A 15,826-nucleotide genomic window follows, 5' to 3' on the forward strand; every position below is an offset into this window, starting at 1 on the left:
TAACCCCTTTCCGCTTGAGTTCTTTGTATACGGCCGGCCAGGCCGGTAGGGGCCGATCCCCCTGTGCAATTATCGGAAGTGGTGGGAATAAAACCCGTTCTAGTTTTGCATCGTCCATATCTTCGGGAAGAGGCCAGGAAAGGCCCATTAATTCGGCCCTGCCTAAATACTCTGAGACTGTAGAACGGGCGATCCCGCAACTTTTTGATATTTGCCGCTCACTTCTGCCAACAAACAATTTAAGACGTAAGACTTCTCTTATTTTTCGCATTGATACCCTCTTTCGTGACAAAATTTCCTCCTCGCTCTTTCATGATTTATTAATGAAAAAGTGGAGGATAATAGTCTGGGTATCCTTCGCTGGGTAGACCTGAATTTTGGGTGGCCGAATTAAATCGGAATGGGTGGCCGAATAACTTCGGAATGGGTGGCCGAATTAAATCGGATTAGGTGGCCGGATAACTCCGGAATGAGTGGCCGAATTACTCCGGAATACTCAAGAGACAAGGGGTCAAGTCCGCTTTTGACTTTTGTTAAAAGAAGACAAGGGGTCAAGTCCGCTTTTGACTTTTGTTAATATAAAATCGCCGATGGTGGCATTTGCCACGTTAGGAAATGTTGGGTTTCGTACCTCTACCCAACCTACCAAATGACGAAGCCATTATCAGAAAAGAACCTGCCCTTTTAGTGAGCCAGATGGCATAAGGAGGTGTTATACCGTATGTGGCAAATGTTCACTTAGCCACATTTTCATAAGTGATTGGTAGGGGATATCGCGCTTATTTGCTTCAACTTTGATTTGGGCCAGCATTGATTCTGGCAGCCTTAACGAGATTGCCTTGGTTGTTGGCTTCAGGTTAGGAAAGACAGCGTGCTCTGCTGTGCTCCAGTCAAGGTAGTCACTTGAGTCATTTTCTTCCCAAAAAGCTCTTTCTTCTGGTTCTGTTGCAAACTTAGGAATTTTCTTCATAACTTTTTCTCTCCTTTTTATGCATGGGTCTGGCAGAGATTACCCTGATTTTATTTTGTTTAATTGTAAAGGTTATATGTAATTTCATATTGTTGTCAGTTCTACCTAAAGCATGAACTCTCACTTCATTTTGTGAGTGGGCTTTATCTTTAAGCAATAAGAGTGGTTGATTGAAAAACACTTGTTCCGTCTCTTCCTTTGAAACATCGTGCTTTTCAGAGCTTTTACGCTCGTTGCCATGATCCCACTGAAACTGCTTTGGTTCTTGTATATTTATCATAATTGTATATTAATGCCATATACTAATGTTGTCAATATTCCAGGTTTTCAGTTAGAAAATGTTGGGTTTCGTGCCTCTACCCAACCCACCAAATAACTAAGCCCTTGTCTGAAAATAACCTGTCCGTTTTAGTGAGCCAGATGGCATAAGGAGCCGTAAGATAATGCATCATAAATAGCCGTGTTGTTTTTTGACGGCTCCTAAATTAGAACCGTTGATAACCACGAGGACACCGAGAGCACGAAGGCAAAGACTCTGGAAACGCTGTTCTCGATACTCATTTATTTCAAGCACTCTAACTATCAAGCCCTGCCAGATTTTATCCCAATCCCATCGATTTAAACTACCGAGATGATTTTCATGGAAATTCCCGCGCATCTCGGTATCGGATGTGGGAGGAAACATCGCCTGGGCTGCAAGGGCGCTGTCCAGGCCATCAGGTAAAGCGAAGGCAGCTGGTGTCCACATTTCGAGGTTTTTTCTTTGCTCGGAACCCCCCACTGGTGCAAAAAAATGACCACCCTTTCGAGCCATGACCCGTCCATCCCAAAACATTGTAACAAAGTCGCCTCGATTAAACAGGTCTGTGGCATTTCGTGGTACGAACACTGGCTTACTCGCCTCGTTTACTGGAAGAATGCGAGAGGTCATAATGCCCTTTCCACCTTAACCTATGGAAACGGGAAGCGCATCTGCCGTGGCGGCCTCGGGAAGATGACAGGTAGCGCAGGAGATATTTTTAAAACCATACCCTTTATCGCCACCATTTCATGCCCTCCTAATTCGTTGCATTATTATATTTGGCTTACTATCGTGCTTACCCGTCCCAAGACCCTTTTAATTGGTGCTGCCTATAAATGCTATTGGCAAACTTAGTAAACTGTATCAACGCATTGATTACAATCATACCTCTTTCAATATGGTTGTAACAACAAAGAATTGATCCAACTAAAAGCATGACGGAATAACGAGTTTTGGTTATTTTGCAAGATGCTCCTCCTTTTTATTGATTACTGCCGTGGAGACTTAAACTATGAAGAAAAAATATTCACTTTTGCTTTGAACCAGCTGGTTGACACTCTTGTTGCTCTCTGTTGCTTTTTCCTTAAGTAATAACGAGTGCGTAGGTAAGTTTGTGCCCCGCGAAACCCAAACAGGTTAAGTTGTAGGAAGTGGAACATGATCGCCTTTTATCAGTTCATTGAAATAGACGATGGAGGTAAACTCGGCAGAGTTTTGGGGAGGGCGTTGACTGCTCGGTCGAGCCACATAAATGAGATGTTTGATGCCATATTCCTGGGCGGAATAGAGAATTTTTTCGGTATCTTCGGCAAGCATTGTCCGTTCTTTGTCGTAAGGAACCAAGCCCTTCAGCCTGCCCCAGAACTGGGGGTTTTCTTTGGGCAGGCCGACCTCTTCGGCGCAGATAATTCTGTCAAAATAACCTCGAAGCGCTGTTTTGTTCATTTTGATATCAAGAGTTTTTGAATGGGCATTAGTTACCAGATAGATCTTTTTATTACTCTCCTGTAGAAAAATCAAAAAATCAACCACATATGGATGCACATCAATCAGGTGCTCTACCTTTAATTTTAAGGCAGGAATGTCTAGTTTCAGCTGCTCAGACCAATAATCAAGGTCAGTCCAGTCAAGTGTACCCTCTTTGGCCTTATAGACCTCTAATAGCATTTTTCGAGCTGTGATCTTGTCCATGCCATTGGTCTTGGCATAAATTTCAGGCACATAATGTTCCCAGAAGTTGTCATCAAAATGTTTATCGAGAAGCGTGCCATCCATATCAAGCAGCACGGTATCTATTTCTGTCCAGTCTATCATCGTCATTACGCTCACGGTTGCTCGTTGTTATTTTAGCGCCTTACGCCCCAACTTCTTACAAACAAAACAGGTTAGTACAGTTTAAACGGCACGTCCTGCCCTTGCGTACCACGCTTTGTTCGCCATTATCTGCCAGGATGGGCAGCACCAATTAAATCGGCAATCGACTCGATACCGTTGTCTTGTAAATATTGGTTAATTCCAACCCGAATTTTTTCTGCTGCATTGGGGTTCACAAAGTTAGCAGTACCAACTTGAATTGCTGTGGCACCTGCCAGAATAAACTCTATTGCATCTTGCCAGGTACTAATTCCGCCAATGCCGATCACCGGAATAGTAACCGCCTGGGAAACCTGCCAGACCATACGCAGGGCAACAGGCTTTATAGCAGGCCCACTTAAACCACCAATAGTGTTCGCCAAGACCGGCCTTTTCTTTTCAATATCGATTGCCATCCCTATTAATGTGTTGATAAGAGATACGGCATCGGCGCCGGCCTCCTGCACAGCACAAGCCATTTCGCAGATATCCGTTACATTGGGAGACAATTTAACAATGATCGGAAAGTTGCAAACATTTTTTACCGACCGTGTCACCTCGGCTGCCATAGAGGCCTTTGTGCCAAAGGCAACTCCACCCTTTTTAACATTGGGACAGGAGATGTTCAGTTCAATAGCGCAAATTCCGCTAACATCATTAAGGCGCTCAACAATTGCACAATACTCTTCAATACTATCGCCTAAAATATTAACAATAGTTTTGTTTCCAACTTTCTGAAGGTAGGGCATTTTTTCTTTAATAAAACGCTCGACACCGACATTTTCCAAGCCAATAGCGTTGAGCATGCCGCAGGCCGTCTCAACAATCCTTGGTGGCGGATTACCGCTACGAGGGTTAAATGAAATCCCTTTGACTACGATGGCACCCAACTTTTCTAACGGCAGATACTCTTCAAACTCTTCCCCGTAACCAAAGGTTCCGGATGCGGTCATGACCGGATTTTCAAATGTGCAACCGGCAATTGATATTTTGGTGTCTGGTTTCTTTACCACTTGATATCTCCCTCATTAAATACCGGCCCATCCTGACAAACATGGAGATAGGCCCCCCCCTTGCTGTTCAGCTTTGTTGATTCCACTGTACACCCTAAACAGGCTGCTATGCCGCAAGCCATCATAGTCTCCAGAGAAACTTGACATCCCCAGCCTAGCTCTCGTGAAAGTGTCGCGACAGCCTTCATCATAGGATGTGGGCCACAACAATAGACCATGTGCTGCCCAGCACCAAACTCCCCTCCTGCTTCACGCAAAAGATCCGTCACCAGGCCGTGGTGGGCAAATGAGCCATCATCAGTCGCCAGACGCACATCAACGCCGGAAATAGGGTTATAATATTCGTTGAAAGCCTCAAGTTCCGCCTTATCTCGTGCCCCAAGCAGGATATGCACCTTAGGCTTCCCCGCCTCTTTGACAATTTTTTTAGTCAGAAATTGCATCGGCGCAATACCCATTCCACCGCCAACAATAAAATGATGCTTACCGTTCACCGTAAAGCCGTTGCCCTGTGGTCCGACTATATCTATCGTACCACCGGCAGCCATCCGACTCATCAGCTCTGTTCCCCGACCGATTACCTTATAGGCGATATGGACTTCACCGGAAGAAGTGACATTATGAATTGAGAACGGCCTCCGCAATAGTGGGTCGTACCCGTCATCGGAAGCCTGGACCATTAGAAACTGACCGGGACGCGCCGCTGCCGCAGCCTCCGGCGCCACCAACTCCATTCGGAATATCGACTTACTCAACTGAACATTAGCACTGATTTCCACCCTGCTCTGTTTCATCACTCTTCCCGTACGATTAAAGTCAGTAGACGTTCAAGATCATCAGGCGATTGATACTCAATTTCAATCTTGCCCCTGGAACCTGACTGGATTAATTTGCTTTTTGACCCCAAGTATGTCGCAAGACTGTTAATTAAAGCCCTACAGTGTGATGCCGGGATCCCTGGTGCAGCTTTTACCCTAGGTGTCACTTGGCCGGTGTTAAGCCTCTCTTTCTTAATCGCCTTCCCCATGTTCTCGGCTTCACGCACTGAAAGATTGTTTTTTACAATTTCATCATGCAAGGCCCGCTGGTATTCCGCTTCAATTCCCAGGAGCACCCGGGCATGCCCTGCCGAAATAGCCCCAGACTGCAGACTTACCTTCGCATAGTCGGGCAAGGTAAGCATTCGCAGAAAATTGGCGATAGTGGATCTGTTCTTACCCACCCTCTTGGCAATAACCTCTTGAGTCATGCCAAATTCACCAGCGAGTTGACCATAGGCCTCGGCCTCCTCTAGGGCATTCAAGTTTTCTCGCTGTATATTCTCTATCAACGCCAGTTCTAATCGGTCAGACAAGCCGACCTCCTTTACAAGCACAGGCACCTTTTCAAGACCAGCTACCTTCGAGGCCCGCAATCGCCTTTCCCCGGCAATAAGTTCAAACTCGTTCTCTTTTATTTTTCTCACTACCAGCGGCTGCAGCACCCCCTTCTCACTGATAGACGCAGCAAGACCCTGCAAATCTTCAGGATCAAACTCTTTCCTGGGCTGATAGGGGTTCGGCACGATAAAATCAATTGGACACATGAAATATGGCGAATCCGGCTTCTCAACTTCCGGCCCACTCAAATCAATACCTCTTTCCTCTGAAACCGGCAGGAGTGCCTTTAGCCCCTTACCCAATGGCGACATTTTTTTAGTTGTGATCACAACACCCCCTTAACCTTTTGGTTCTGTATGAACTCCTTACCCAAATTAAGATAACTCAAGGCCCCAACAGATCGAGGGTCATATGCGTGAATTGACAGTCCGTGGCTTGGACATTCGCTCAGCCTGACGTTACGCGGAATCACCGTCTCAAAAACTTCCTTTTTAAAGTGCTGCTTCACCTCTCGCGCCACCTGATGTGTCAATCGGTTCCTCCGGTCGTACATGGTCAGAACAATGCCCTCGATTGCCAAAGTTGCATTATAGGAGTTCTTAACAAGTCGTATTGTCCGCACCAGCTGGCTCAACCCCTCAAGCGCAAAATACTCACATTGCAGCGGAATAATAACCGCATCTGACGCGGTTAGAGCATTAATAGTCAACAAGCCCAGCGACGGCGGACAATCGATAAACACAAAATCGTATGAACCCAACAGCGGCTCAAGCAATTCAGACAAAAACCTTTCGCGCTTAACCGTGGCCACCAACTCGACCTCCACACCTATCAGGTCAATATGGGTTGGAAGCACATACAGATTACCACTCTCACCGACCTGACGAATCGCCTCGCCAACGGCTGCCTCATTCATGTAACAATGATAGAGGTGGTGACCCATCTCGGCCACATTCACCCCCAGGCCGCTTGACGCATTGCCCTGGGGGTCTGAATCCACCACCAAGACCTTATAGCCCAACTGGGCCACCGCAGACGCAAGATTTATTGCGGTCGTAGTCTTTCCCACACCCCCCTTCTGATTAGCAAACGTTAACACCCTGGCTCTTCTCATACACCACCACTCCCCTATTTCTGTTTTCAAACTCTACACCGCAAATACTGCGCTATATATCCCACAGGGCGCCCACGATGTCAACAGATTGTTTCACGTGAAACAATCTGATTTTATCCTTTTATATCAAATAGTTACATGAGTTACAAACAAACTGTAAACAATAAAAAACAGAAAAATAAGGCTGAAATTACGATCCAGGGAGCAGAAAAACCGGCACCGACCAGAAAACAGTTCAAAGGCGGAGATGAAGCGGAGGAAAAAGGCGACAAAGCTCACAGGCAAAGGGTTGCAGGAATCACGATGACATAAGTTGGCACCCCCAAAAGACGGTTGAGCATTTCGCAGTCTCAGGAAGATTCAGGGGCGAGGCAATGCAAAGAGATGCTAAGCAACAAAAATCGCACACAGCGCAATTTTGGCATGAATTTGCGCCTGCACAAATTTAGCTGTGAAAAAACAAAAAGGCCCTCAGCAAAAAATGCTAAGGACCTTATGATAGTCATTTGGTGCCGGAGGTCAGAATCGAACTGACACGGGCTTGCACCCGCGGGATTTTGAGTCCCGTGCGTCTACCAGTTTCACCACTCCGGCATATATCGAATAACAATATAATTGAAAATTCTAAGGGTGTTTATATTCAATATAAATGCATTTTTCAAGAGATAATAATTCGTCATTTGAAAATCGTTTATGCAAACAAAATCCTATTTCTTCGCACGTGCTCATATTATTGTACATCTCTTCGAGGCCGGCAGTCACATCATTGGTGAGTAGAACTGAAAAATCCAAAAGTTTTACTCCTTACCGGCTCGGATGCGATTTATAACTTCTACAGCCAAAACCACCTTGCCTTCTTCAACCTGTCGATTACCAAGAGCAAGTATTTTCAGCAGTGCCATAGTTTCTTGGGTTTCCTCATAACTTTTAATGTCTTGAATAATGCATTTTGCTTCACCATTTTGGGTTATCATAAGAGGGGCTCCAGCATCGCTTAAGTTAAGATAAATGCAAAACAAAGTGGTACTTAAAGAGACATTTTGTACGAGTTATAATAATTAAGGACTGCACGAACATACAAACGAGTCTCAGTAATATCAGGAACAGTACGAATACGTTTAACTTTTTCAGGCCCGGCATTATACGAGGCAAGAATAAGTTCAAGGTCGCCGGAAAACATTTGAGAAAGCCATTTCAGGTAACGAGTTCCTCCAAAGATATTTTCACGGGGGTCAAAGGAGTCTGTGACATTCATATCATGAGCGGTTGCTGGCATCAACTGCATGAGGCCAAGCGCTCCTTTAGATGAACGCGCATAGCGATCAAAGTTAGACTCGCGCTTAATGACAGCCTTTATAAGCAACGGGTCGATCTGGTATAATCGAGCGGCATCATTAATATGAGTATCAAAATAATACTCCGGAACTGAAGATCTGGCGCCAGAGGGCCATGCTTTACCAATCGGCCGGAAACGATGGTCGTTAGGGATATTACTAAAATGGACTACCCCTTCCTTATCAGTGAATGTATAGATACGTGAAAACGCAGGGACAGTATCAAACATAGACACAAGGCCCGTAAGTAAAAAAATCAAAAGATATTTGAAGTTAAGAGTTTTAAACATAACCAAAACTGAAATCCCAACTCTATCGAGTTACTGTAACCATCAAAAGGAGCATGTTCAAAGTATAAGCATAAATGACGCCAGATGGTAGAGAATTTAACAGGCGGGGATGACGCCACCGCAACATTGTGCAATTAATAACAGACAGGGATGAAAGGGAAAAGACTATAGATCAAGAAAGGTGGTGTCTTTATTAAGAAGCAAATGGTTGTTTTCGGTAATAACAGCCATATTTTCGAGCCGTACGCCACCCCACCCTGAAATATATACACCAGGCTCGATGGTAACAACCATCCCAGGCTTAAGGAGCTTCTTATTTCTTTTATTCAAGCTAGGGGCTTCATGAACCGCAAGCCCGACACCGTGTCCGACTCCATGACCAAATTGGGGGCCATAACCTCCATGAGTGATCAGATCGCGGGCCGATTTATCAATTACGTTACAGCTGACACCTGGTTTTAGCAGAGAAAGAGCTTGGAGCTGAGCATTTCGGACAAGACGGATAATAGAGATGGTTTTAGGGTCTGGTGTGCCAAGAACAACTGTACGTGTCATGTCGGAACAGTAGCCCTTGAGCACTAAGCCCATGTCAATAATCACCGGTTCACCGGAACATATTTTTCGTGAAGTGGGCACAGCATGTGGTAGAGCTCCATTCGGGCCAGAAGCGACAATTGTCTCGAAACTTGGCCTTTCGGCTCCATGGACACGCATGGCCTGTTCAAGGGTTATAGCGACTTCCACTTCGGTCATACCGACCCGCAACGAGCTATAGACTTCAGCGAAGACAAGCTCGTTCAAGGAGACCGAACGTTGAATACAATCAATCTCTTGCAAATTTTTCTGTTGCCGCCTTTGGATTAAAAAATCAGAAAAATCCACAAGAGAAATGTGGCCCTCATCGCAAAATTTTTTGAGCCTGAGATAGCTGGAATGAAGAAAATAATAAGGCTCATAGGCTAAACGGTTTATTTTGTATTCTTTAAAAATATCAGCCAAAGCCTGCAGCAAACCGCGCTTATATAAAATGATATCAAATTCAGGCGAGTCGTTCTGCGCTTGCTCAAGAAATCTAAAATCGGTTAATAAAATCGGATCAGCTTTTGCGAATATCAACAGAGAGCCGGATGATTCCTCTATGGAAGAATCGTGGGCAGAATATCCACTAAGATAGCGACGATTATCGGGATGAGTTACAAGAACTGCGTCAATTTTTTTGCGTTTCAGGTAGGCCTGAAGCTGATGGAGGATTTTCATGAAACCTCGATAGCTTGCTGCATGCCGGGGTGACTATAAAAGTGGGTATGAAGCATTCTCAGCAAATGTAACAAAGTAGAATTAATAAATAAAATGTACAAACACCTTAACACCATGGTTGCGTATTCGGGCGTGTAGATTACGTATAGCAACAATAGGTTCGGCATAACCAAAATCAATTAAGAAACGATTAGAATTATCAAGTTTAGTGAGTGTGCCAAAGGAGATTTTATTATGACGCACCTCAGCACCATCGGCATACCACTCATTAAATTTTTTTAAGGCAATCTGCTGATTTTCAGCCGTTACCTCGTCAAAATCTAAAAAAAGTTCTACATCCATAAAAACTCTTTGTGAGTAAAATTAAACAAAATTGAGCAAAGGCAAAGTAGTTCAATCTGTGAACATAAAAACCTGAGTCACAGCGTTTTTATACTGCTCTATGGCATTCGTATATTGACCATTCAGCTGCGCCAGCACCCTGCCCCATTCCTCGTTAAATTTGGGGTGCTGATCGGGCCGGAGATTCATTTTAGCACCGGTTTTCTTTGACATTGTCTCAGACATTTGAGCAATCTGCATGGCAAACTGTTCTTCAAGCTGCTTCCTGAGCTGAAGCGCATGATCTTTATATCTGCCGAGCAAAGAACGTAATTCGTCAAGGATATTGCCAAGGTCCGGGGGCAAGGTCGGCAGGAAAACTGAGGCCAGAAGATGTATCCCCTGAAGTGCGTTTTGCCAGGTCTGATCATCTCCACGGGGTAAAACAACAAAACGACAAAAGGTTTTTAACATTCCTTTTGCAAACATAGGGGCTTCAGCGGGGTCTAGCGCACCTATCTTTTCAGCAATATCTACCGTGGCATTGTTTACAAAGGTAGCAGCAAACTTCATCCCCTCGTTCAACTGGGTTTCATCGGGCAAGTCAGGTGCATCAGCACACATCGCGTCAGCGCGTGCCAAAACCATATCGAGTGTACTTTTAATTACAGCCATAATTTCATCCTAAACAAATAAAGGAGTTACAAAAGAAAATAACGAAGAGTTAGATATGATCAATATTTACATAGTCTGATCTCTTTTAACACCATAAATTAACAAATCAGCAAGAAAAGATTTTACGAATTCGTTGTAAATTTCAATCTGGTAGGATACAAATTTCAAAAATTCAAAGATTACAAATAAATGTTAACTCCATGAAAAAAGGAATACTATGCGCGCAGCAATGTACTACAGAAATGACAATATCAAGGTGGAAGAGGTTGCAACACCACGCATTAAAGACCATGAGATACTCGTTAAAATTTATGCCAGTGGTATTTGCGGAAGTGATGTTATGGAATGGTATAGAATCCATAAAGCGCCTTTGATATTAGGCCATGAAATTGCGGGTGAGGTAGTGCAGGTAGGCGATAAGGTGACGAAGTTTAAAAAGGGGGACAGGGTCGCAGCAACGCACCATGTACCCTGTCATCAATGCCACCACTGCTTGACAGGTCACGAAACCGTGTGCGAATTACTCTTGAGCGGGACACATTTTGATCCCGGTGGTTTTTGTGAATACGTCCGCCTCGAGCAGGTGAACGTCGAACACGGTACCTGGAAAATTCCAGAGACAATGAGCTATGATGCTGCCACATTTATCGAGCCTCTAGCCTGCGTAATCAGGGGTCAGCGCATAGGGAGGCTAAAAACAGGCGCAAGCGTGCTGGTCTTGGGCAGCGGCATTTCAGGCCTACTACACATACATCTTGCATCAATCTCAGGGGCTGGCTTCATCGCTGCAACTGACATAAGTGACTACAGACTTAAAAAAGCCAGGGAGTTTGGTGCCAGTAGCACATATTCTGCAAAAGATGATATAGTTACACGGTTCAAAAAAGATAACCAGGGGCGTGGGGCCGACCTGGTAATTATCTGCGCCAGTGCAGAGGCGGCATTCAAGCAGGGATTTGAGGCCGTGGAACGAGGTGGAACAATTTTAGTATTTGCACCAACCATGGACGGAGTAACATTGCCTTTATCGGTTAATGATGTATTTTGGAGGAGGGATGTGACCATCACAACAACCTATGCCGGCTCACCTGCAGACTGTGTGGCAGCGCTTAAACTGATAAGTCACAACAGGGTTCGGGTTGAAGAGATGATAACCCACAGATTTGGCTTGGCCGACACTGTGGAGGGCTCTAAACTGGTAGCGGCAGGCGGCGACTCCCTCAAGGTGATAATACACCCGCAAAGATGAAAGGTTAGGGGTTAGGGGTTAGGGGAGAAAAGTGAGAGGTGAAAGGTTAGAGGCTAAGGGCTATTAATTTGGCTTTGTGTATCATTAACTTATACGGAGGATTTCATGCCAGAAGTAGACAAAGAAGGGAAAAAATATTACCAGGATATCCCTGCTGAGACCCAAGGATTTTTCTTGAAAGGTTCAAATTCGTTGGATTGGGGCATTAAAAACAGATTGTCCAGGATTTTTAACCCGAAAAGCGGCAGAACGGTCATGTTGGCGGTAGATCATGGCTATTTCCAAGGCCCGACAACAGGCCTTGAACGTATTGACTTAAACATAATGCCAATTGCGCCATATGCTGACACCTTAATGCTGACCCGTGGAATCCTGCGCTCAATTGTACCCCCGTCCTACGACAAGGGTATCGTGCTGCGGGCCAGTGGAGGACCAAGCATCTTAGGCGAACTTTCCAACGAGCGATTAGCGGTTGACATGGAGGAGGCCATACGCCTTAACGTCTCAGCCCTGGCTGTTCAAGTATTCATCGGTGGCGAATATGAAACTCAATCGGTTCACAATATGACCAGACTTGTCGACATGGGAATGCGTTACGGTATCCCAACTCTTGCGGTCACCGCAGTTGGTAAGGATATGGCGCGTGATGCCCGCTATTTCCGGTTAGCCTGCCGAATGTGCGCTGAACTGGGAGCCCATTACGTAAAGACCTACTACATCCCCAAGGGCTTTGACACCGTAACTGCCTGCTGCCCGGTTCCAATCGTCATGGCAGGGGGCAAAAAAATCCCCGAAAAAGATGCCTTAACAATGTCATATAATGCGATTCAGGAAGGGGCTTCAGGGGTAGACATGGGTAGAAATATTTTTCAGTCTGAAGCGCCCATAGCAATGCTGAAGGCCGTCGGTAAGGTTGTGCACGAAGATATGAAGCCAAAGGAGGCGTACGAACTCTACAAGGATTTAAAGTCGGACGGACAAAAAAACTGTGCCTGCAAAGCCGAAGGAAAGCCCAAAAAAACGAAACGCTAGCACGAAAAAAAATGAGCAGGGGAGTAAAAATCTTTACTCCCCTGCCCTTCTCTCACCGGCGTCGCTCAGAAAATCACATTGACCCGACCACATAAATATACCCACAGTAGACAACCAAAAGCAAAATCCCGTCGACACGACTGATTCTCTTTCTGAACAAGGCCAGCGGCACAAGAACCATCGACAAACCAGTCATGACCGGCAGGTCACGAACCAACGTGCCCGGCGGCAAGTCAAACGGTTTAATCAGAGCCGTCATGCCGAGAACCAGTAGAAGGTTGAAGAGATTACTGCCAACGATATTGCCAACGAGCATATCGGCCTCATTTTTCCGAATTGCTGACAAGCAGGAGGCCAGTTCCGGCAAAGATGTTCCTACGGCCGCAAGCGTAAGGCCAATAACAAGCTCTGATAGTCCAAAAAAGCGGGCCAGATCAACCGCCCCGGCAATAAAATAATCAGAGCCAAACCACATAAGTACGAGTCCGATAACGCATAGTAGGGCAATAACAATATAGGAGGGTTGCTGACTGTTTTCAGGGTCGAAATGAACAGACTTGGAGTTTTTTACTTTGTTTTCTAAACGGTAGGCAACGTAGGTGTAGGCAAAAAGAGTACTGGAAAAAACAAGGCCCAGGCCCCTTGGGAAAGAGCCATACACAGTCGCGGCAACGAGCACCAGGCTGGCGGCTATGAGCAGTATGAACTCTACTTTTAAACGATGGTAACATACAGCTAAAGGGGAGATAATTGCAGATAAGGCTAAAATTAAACCGATATTAGCGATGTTTGAGCCGACAACATTGCCGAACATGATATCCGGATGCCCGCCAATTGTGGCATTAATACTGACAAAGAGCTCCGGCATTGAGGTACCGAAGGCGACAACTGTCAGGCCGATCAAGAGCGGGCTCATACCAAGCCGAGCAGCCAATTTTGTGGCTCCGGTAATTAAGCTTTCCCCGCCAGCAAGAAGCAACAACAGACCAGAAATCAGAGCGAACACTGCAAACCACGTCGATGAAAAATTAGCCACCACAATTATACACTCTATGTTTTAGGTTTGAATGTTTTACCAAGGAAGTATATGGTACTTATCGCATTTAAGAAAGATTTTCACGCTAAATTGGCTATACCCAGTTTTTGCTAATAGTCAGCGTGTAGCCGATAACGTCAACAAATATTCAGAGTAATTGCAAATGTCTCTTCTTTATGGCGATGAGGTTGTCCAAGACGTAAAAAACGCTGCCGATATTGTCGAAATTATCGGAGAAAGCGTCTCTCTCAAAAAAACCGGAATTAACTACAAGGGGCTTTGTCCGTTTCATTCTGAAAAGACCCCGTCATTTACTGTAAACCAGGTACGCAGGTCATTCCACTGCTTCGGTTGCGGTGAAGGAGGCGATGTAATTGCCTTTATCATGCGCAGTTTTAATCTCAATTTTGTTGAGGCGCTTAAACAGCTCGCTGACCGCTACCACATCTCTCTGCCGGAAAAAGTGTTATCCCAGAAAGAGCAGGAATCCGGCAACAAACGAAAAATACTTTATGAAATCAACCAAAAAGCGGTTGATTTATTTCATACCTATCTGCTGACAAACAGCGACGCTGCCCCTGCCCGAAAATACCTTAAGGAGCGCCGCATACCTCCTGAGGTCGTTGAAGCCTTCAAGCTCGGTTTTGCACCAAATCGTTGGGATTTTATCCTCAAGCAATTAGGAAGAGAGCACAACACTGAAGATTTACAGGAGGCCGGATTAATCATACCAAAAAAAACTGATGGCTTCTATGACCGGTTCCGAAATCGAGTTTTGTTTCCAATTTTCAGTCACAATGGCAAAGCCATTGGCTTCAGTGGCAGAGACCTCGGCGATCAGGGGCCCAAATACCTCAACTCTCCCGAAACCCCCGTTTTCAACAAAAGCCGTAATCTGTTCGGCCTGTACCAAACTAAAGACGCCATACGAGAAACAAAACGTTGTCTTGTTGTTGAAGGTAATTTTGACCTGATAGCATTATTTGCCGCTGGCATCAAGGAGGTCGTCGCCCCATTAGGAACCGCACTCACCAATCAACACGTCAAAGCCATGAAAGGTTTTGCCCAGGAGGCAATACTTCTTTTTGACGGTGACCGGGCTGGCATTAAAGCTGCGATGCGTTCCGTGCCGCTCTTCCTGGCTGAAAAAATGCCCGCTAAGGTTACCACCCTGCCCTACGACTATGACCCTGACACCTTTATTGAAAAATTTGGTGTTGAAAAACTTGCAGAGGCACTCAAGGCGGCAGATTCACTGCCGGAATTTGTCTTTGACAAACTTGTCGATCAACACGGCCTTTCCCTGGAAGGAAAGGGGATGATTCTCGAGGAGTTGCGACCAGTTATTGCAGCAATCCCCGACCACGATTTACAGCGCACACTTTTCATTGCGCATTTTAGCCAAAAACTTGGCCTAAGCCCTGAGCAGATGAGCGTGGGTATCACTCCGAATATCCCCCAGTGGCAGCAATATGAGCCCGCTCAAGCGCCGGTCGGCCACCCAAAACTTCAGCTCACCAAAACAGAGGAAAACTTATTATCTTTTTTAATTATTTATCCCGAATTTATTAACAAATTTATTGAAGCCGGACTGCACGATGCGTTGAACAACCCGTCTGCCCAAGTGATCGCCCAACACATCGAAGAACTGAACAACCACAAGGTCTCTTACGGACCGGAACGACTCCTTGAATTAACCGTAGGTCCAGAACGATCATTTATTTCCAAACAGCTAACCACAGTTCCTGATATTGATGATTACGAGAAGGAGGCCGTGGAAAAAATTAACTGGCTTAAGGAAAACAGTACAAAGATAAAGATGCACTCTTTGACTGCCGCAATCAATGAAGCCCAGCGCAGAAATGATACGGAGCTCCTCATGAAACTTCTTGATAAAAAGAGACAACTAAGTGAAAAAATTGAATAAATGTAATTATTTGCTGGCAAATTCTTGTTAAATTGAATATCAATGACTTATTTTGTAGTATGCCTTACGAATTA

The 15,826-nt window shown here is 45.2% G+C and carries 19 protein-coding genes and 1 tRNA gene; 4 read left to right on the forward strand and 16 right to left on the reverse strand.

Annotated elements, in window-relative coordinates:
- The 9 genes from HQK80_00990 to HQK80_01030 form a co-directional block, all read right to left on the reverse strand.
- Positions 1-271 (reverse strand): IS21 family transposase (locus HQK80_00990; GenBank protein MBF0220799.1); only part of this gene is annotated, 271 nt, incomplete at its 3' end.
- A gap of 441 nt (positions 272-712) precedes the next feature.
- Positions 713-970, reverse strand: coding sequence for a BrnA antitoxin family protein (locus tag HQK80_00995; GenBank protein ID MBF0220800.1), 258 nt, complete (start codon positions 968-970; stop codon positions 713-715).
- Positions 954-1,250: a BrnT family toxin gene (locus HQK80_01000; GenBank protein MBF0220801.1), complete on the reverse strand. Its 297-nt coding sequence runs from the start codon at positions 1,248-1,250 to the stop codon at positions 954-956. Before HQK80_01000 ends, HQK80_00995 begins: the two co-directional genes overlap by 17 nt.
- A gap of 168 nt (positions 1,251-1,418) precedes the next feature.
- Positions 1,419-1,901, reverse strand: a complete 483-nt coding sequence (locus HQK80_01005) for a hypothetical protein (protein ID MBF0220802.1) — start codon at positions 1,899-1,901, stop codon at positions 1,419-1,421.
- Positions 1,902-2,408: 507 nt separating this feature from the next.
- Complete coding sequence (locus HQK80_01010) at positions 2,409-3,092, reverse strand: HAD hydrolase-like protein (GenBank protein ID MBF0220803.1); 684 nt, start codon at positions 3,090-3,092, stop codon at positions 2,409-2,411.
- Positions 3,093-3,211: 119 nt separating this feature from the next.
- Complete coding sequence (locus HQK80_01015) at positions 3,212-4,078, reverse strand: dihydroorotate dehydrogenase (GenBank protein MBF0220804.1); 867 nt, start codon at positions 4,076-4,078, stop codon at positions 3,212-3,214.
- 53 nt (positions 4,079-4,131) lie between these two features.
- Positions 4,132-4,932, reverse strand: a complete 801-nt coding sequence (locus HQK80_01020) for a dihydroorotate dehydrogenase electron transfer subunit (protein MBF0220805.1) — start codon at positions 4,930-4,932, stop codon at positions 4,132-4,134.
- Complete coding sequence (locus HQK80_01025) at positions 4,932-5,828, reverse strand: ParB/RepB/Spo0J family partition protein (GenBank protein MBF0220806.1); 897 nt, start codon at positions 5,826-5,828, stop codon at positions 4,932-4,934. The genes HQK80_01020 and HQK80_01025 overlap by 1 nt, the downstream gene beginning before the upstream one ends.
- A 14-nt stretch (positions 5,829-5,842) precedes the next feature.
- On the reverse strand, positions 5,843-6,631 hold the full coding sequence (locus HQK80_01030) for a ParA family protein (GenBank protein ID MBF0220807.1): 789 nt from the start codon (positions 6,629-6,631) through the stop codon (positions 5,843-5,845).
- Between the two features lie 138 nt (positions 6,632-6,769).
- On the opposite strand from HQK80_01030, the gene HQK80_01035 reads away from it, so the two are divergent.
- Positions 6,770-6,943, forward strand: coding sequence for a hypothetical protein (locus HQK80_01035; GenBank protein MBF0220808.1), 174 nt, complete (start codon positions 6,770-6,772; stop codon positions 6,941-6,943).
- Positions 6,944-7,138: 195 nt separating this feature from the next.
- Here HQK80_01035 and HQK80_01040 read toward each other — a convergent pair.
- The 6 genes from HQK80_01040 to HQK80_01065 all read right to left on the reverse strand — a co-directional run bounded on the left by HQK80_01040 (position 7,139) and on the right by HQK80_01065 (position 10,508).
- Positions 7,139-7,225, reverse strand: a tRNA-Leu gene (locus HQK80_01040).
- Between the two features lie 203 nt (positions 7,226-7,428).
- A complete protein-coding gene (locus tag HQK80_01045; GenBank protein MBF0220809.1) occupies positions 7,429-7,605 on the reverse strand; it encodes a type II toxin-antitoxin system Phd/YefM family antitoxin in 177 nt (58 codons plus the stop codon).
- A 53-nt stretch (positions 7,606-7,658) separates the two neighbouring features.
- The gene (locus tag HQK80_01050) at positions 7,659-8,195 is read right to left on the reverse strand and encodes a lytic transglycosylase domain-containing protein (GenBank protein MBF0220810.1); all 537 of its coding nucleotides are present in this window, start codon (positions 8,193-8,195) and stop codon (positions 7,659-7,661) included.
- Between the two features lie 225 nt (positions 8,196-8,420).
- The gene (locus tag HQK80_01055; GenBank protein MBF0220811.1) at positions 8,421-9,512 is read right to left on the reverse strand and encodes an aminopeptidase P family protein; all 1,092 of its coding nucleotides are present in this window, start codon (positions 9,510-9,512) and stop codon (positions 8,421-8,423) included.
- Positions 9,513-9,593: 81 nt separating this feature from the next.
- Positions 9,594-9,854: a hypothetical protein gene (locus HQK80_01060; GenBank protein ID MBF0220812.1), complete on the reverse strand. Its 261-nt coding sequence runs from the start codon at positions 9,852-9,854 to the stop codon at positions 9,594-9,596.
- A gap of 51 nt (positions 9,855-9,905) precedes the next feature.
- Complete coding sequence (locus HQK80_01065; protein MBF0220813.1) at positions 9,906-10,508, reverse strand: hypothetical protein; 603 nt, start codon at positions 10,506-10,508, stop codon at positions 9,906-9,908.
- Between the two features lie 217 nt (positions 10,509-10,725).
- On the opposite strand from HQK80_01065, the gene HQK80_01070 reads away from it, so the two are divergent.
- Complete coding sequence (locus tag HQK80_01070) at positions 10,726-11,757, forward strand: alcohol dehydrogenase catalytic domain-containing protein (protein MBF0220814.1); 1,032 nt, start codon at positions 10,726-10,728, stop codon at positions 11,755-11,757.
- A 105-nt stretch (positions 11,758-11,862) separates the two neighbouring features.
- Entirely contained in the window at positions 11,863-12,789 is a 927-nt protein-coding gene (lsrF, locus tag HQK80_01075; protein MBF0220815.1) for a 3-hydroxy-5-phosphonooxypentane-2,4-dione thiolase, read from the forward strand.
- 73 nt (positions 12,790-12,862) lie between these two features.
- On the opposite strand, the gene HQK80_01080 is transcribed toward lsrF, so the two are convergent.
- The gene (locus tag HQK80_01080; GenBank protein ID MBF0220816.1) at positions 12,863-13,795 is read right to left on the reverse strand and encodes a calcium/sodium antiporter; all 933 of its coding nucleotides are present in this window, start codon (positions 13,793-13,795) and stop codon (positions 12,863-12,865) included.
- 193 nt (positions 13,796-13,988) lie between these two features.
- On the opposite strand from HQK80_01080, the gene HQK80_01085 reads away from it, so the two are divergent.
- Positions 13,989-15,752, forward strand: a complete 1,764-nt coding sequence (locus HQK80_01085; protein ID MBF0220817.1) for a DNA primase — start codon at positions 13,989-13,991, stop codon at positions 15,750-15,752.
- Positions 15,753-15,826 lie beyond the last annotated feature (74 nt).

This window comes from Desulfobulbaceae bacterium (genome assembly GCA_015231515.1).
In the GTDB taxonomy this organism is placed as follows: Bacteria; Desulfobacterota; Desulfobulbia; order Desulfobulbales; family VMSU01; genus JADGBM01.

Bases quoted from the DNA above. Each gene is read 5' to 3' on its own strand.
- HQK80_01030 (MBF0220807.1), bottom strand. From the start codon at position 6,631: ATGAGAAGAGCCAGGGTGTTAACGTTTGCTAATCAGAAGGGGGGTGTG.
- HQK80_01060 (MBF0220812.1), bottom strand. From the start codon at position 9,854: ATGGATGTAGAACTTTTTTTAGATTTTGACGAGGTAACGGCTGAAAAT.
- HQK80_01050 (MBF0220810.1), bottom strand. From the start codon at position 8,195: ATGTTTGATACTGTCCCTGCGTTTTCACGTATCTATACATTCACTGAT.
- HQK80_01045 (MBF0220809.1), bottom strand. From the start codon at position 7,605: ATGATAACCCAAAATGGTGAAGCAAAATGCATTATTCAAGACATTAAA.
- lsrF (MBF0220815.1), top strand. From the start codon at position 11,863: ATGCCAGAAGTAGACAAAGAAGGGAAAAAATATTACCAGGATATCCCT.
- HQK80_01070 (MBF0220814.1), top strand. From the start codon at position 10,726: ATGCGCGCAGCAATGTACTACAGAAATGACAATATCAAGGTGGAAGAG.
- HQK80_01010 (MBF0220803.1), bottom strand. From the start codon at position 3,092: ATGACGATGATAGACTGGACAGAAATAGATACCGTGCTGCTTGATATG.
- HQK80_01015 (MBF0220804.1), bottom strand. From the start codon at position 4,078: ATGACCGCATCCGGAACCTTTGGTTACGGGGAAGAGTTTGAAGAGTAT.
- HQK80_01005 (MBF0220802.1), bottom strand. From the start codon at position 1,901: ATGACCTCTCGCATTCTTCCAGTAAACGAGGCGAGTAAGCCAGTGTTC.
- HQK80_01085 (MBF0220817.1), top strand. From the start codon at position 13,989: ATGTCTCTTCTTTATGGCGATGAGGTTGTCCAAGACGTAAAAAACGCT.
- HQK80_01025 (MBF0220806.1), bottom strand. From the start codon at position 5,828: ATGTCGCCATTGGGTAAGGGGCTAAAGGCACTCCTGCCGGTTTCAGAG.
- HQK80_01000 (MBF0220801.1), bottom strand. From the start codon at position 1,250: ATGATAAATATACAAGAACCAAAGCAGTTTCAGTGGGATCATGGCAAC.
- HQK80_00995 (MBF0220800.1), bottom strand. From the start codon at position 970: ATGAAGAAAATTCCTAAGTTTGCAACAGAACCAGAAGAAAGAGCTTTT.
- HQK80_01065 (MBF0220813.1), bottom strand. From the start codon at position 10,508: ATGGCTGTAATTAAAAGTACACTCGATATGGTTTTGGCACGCGCTGAC.
- HQK80_01055 (MBF0220811.1), bottom strand. From the start codon at position 9,512: ATGAAAATCCTCCATCAGCTTCAGGCCTACCTGAAACGCAAAAAAATT.
- HQK80_01020 (MBF0220805.1), bottom strand. From the start codon at position 4,932: ATGAAACAGAGCAGGGTGGAAATCAGTGCTAATGTTCAGTTGAGTAAG.
- HQK80_01035 (MBF0220808.1), top strand. From the start codon at position 6,770: ATGAGTTACAAACAAACTGTAAACAATAAAAAACAGAAAAATAAGGCT.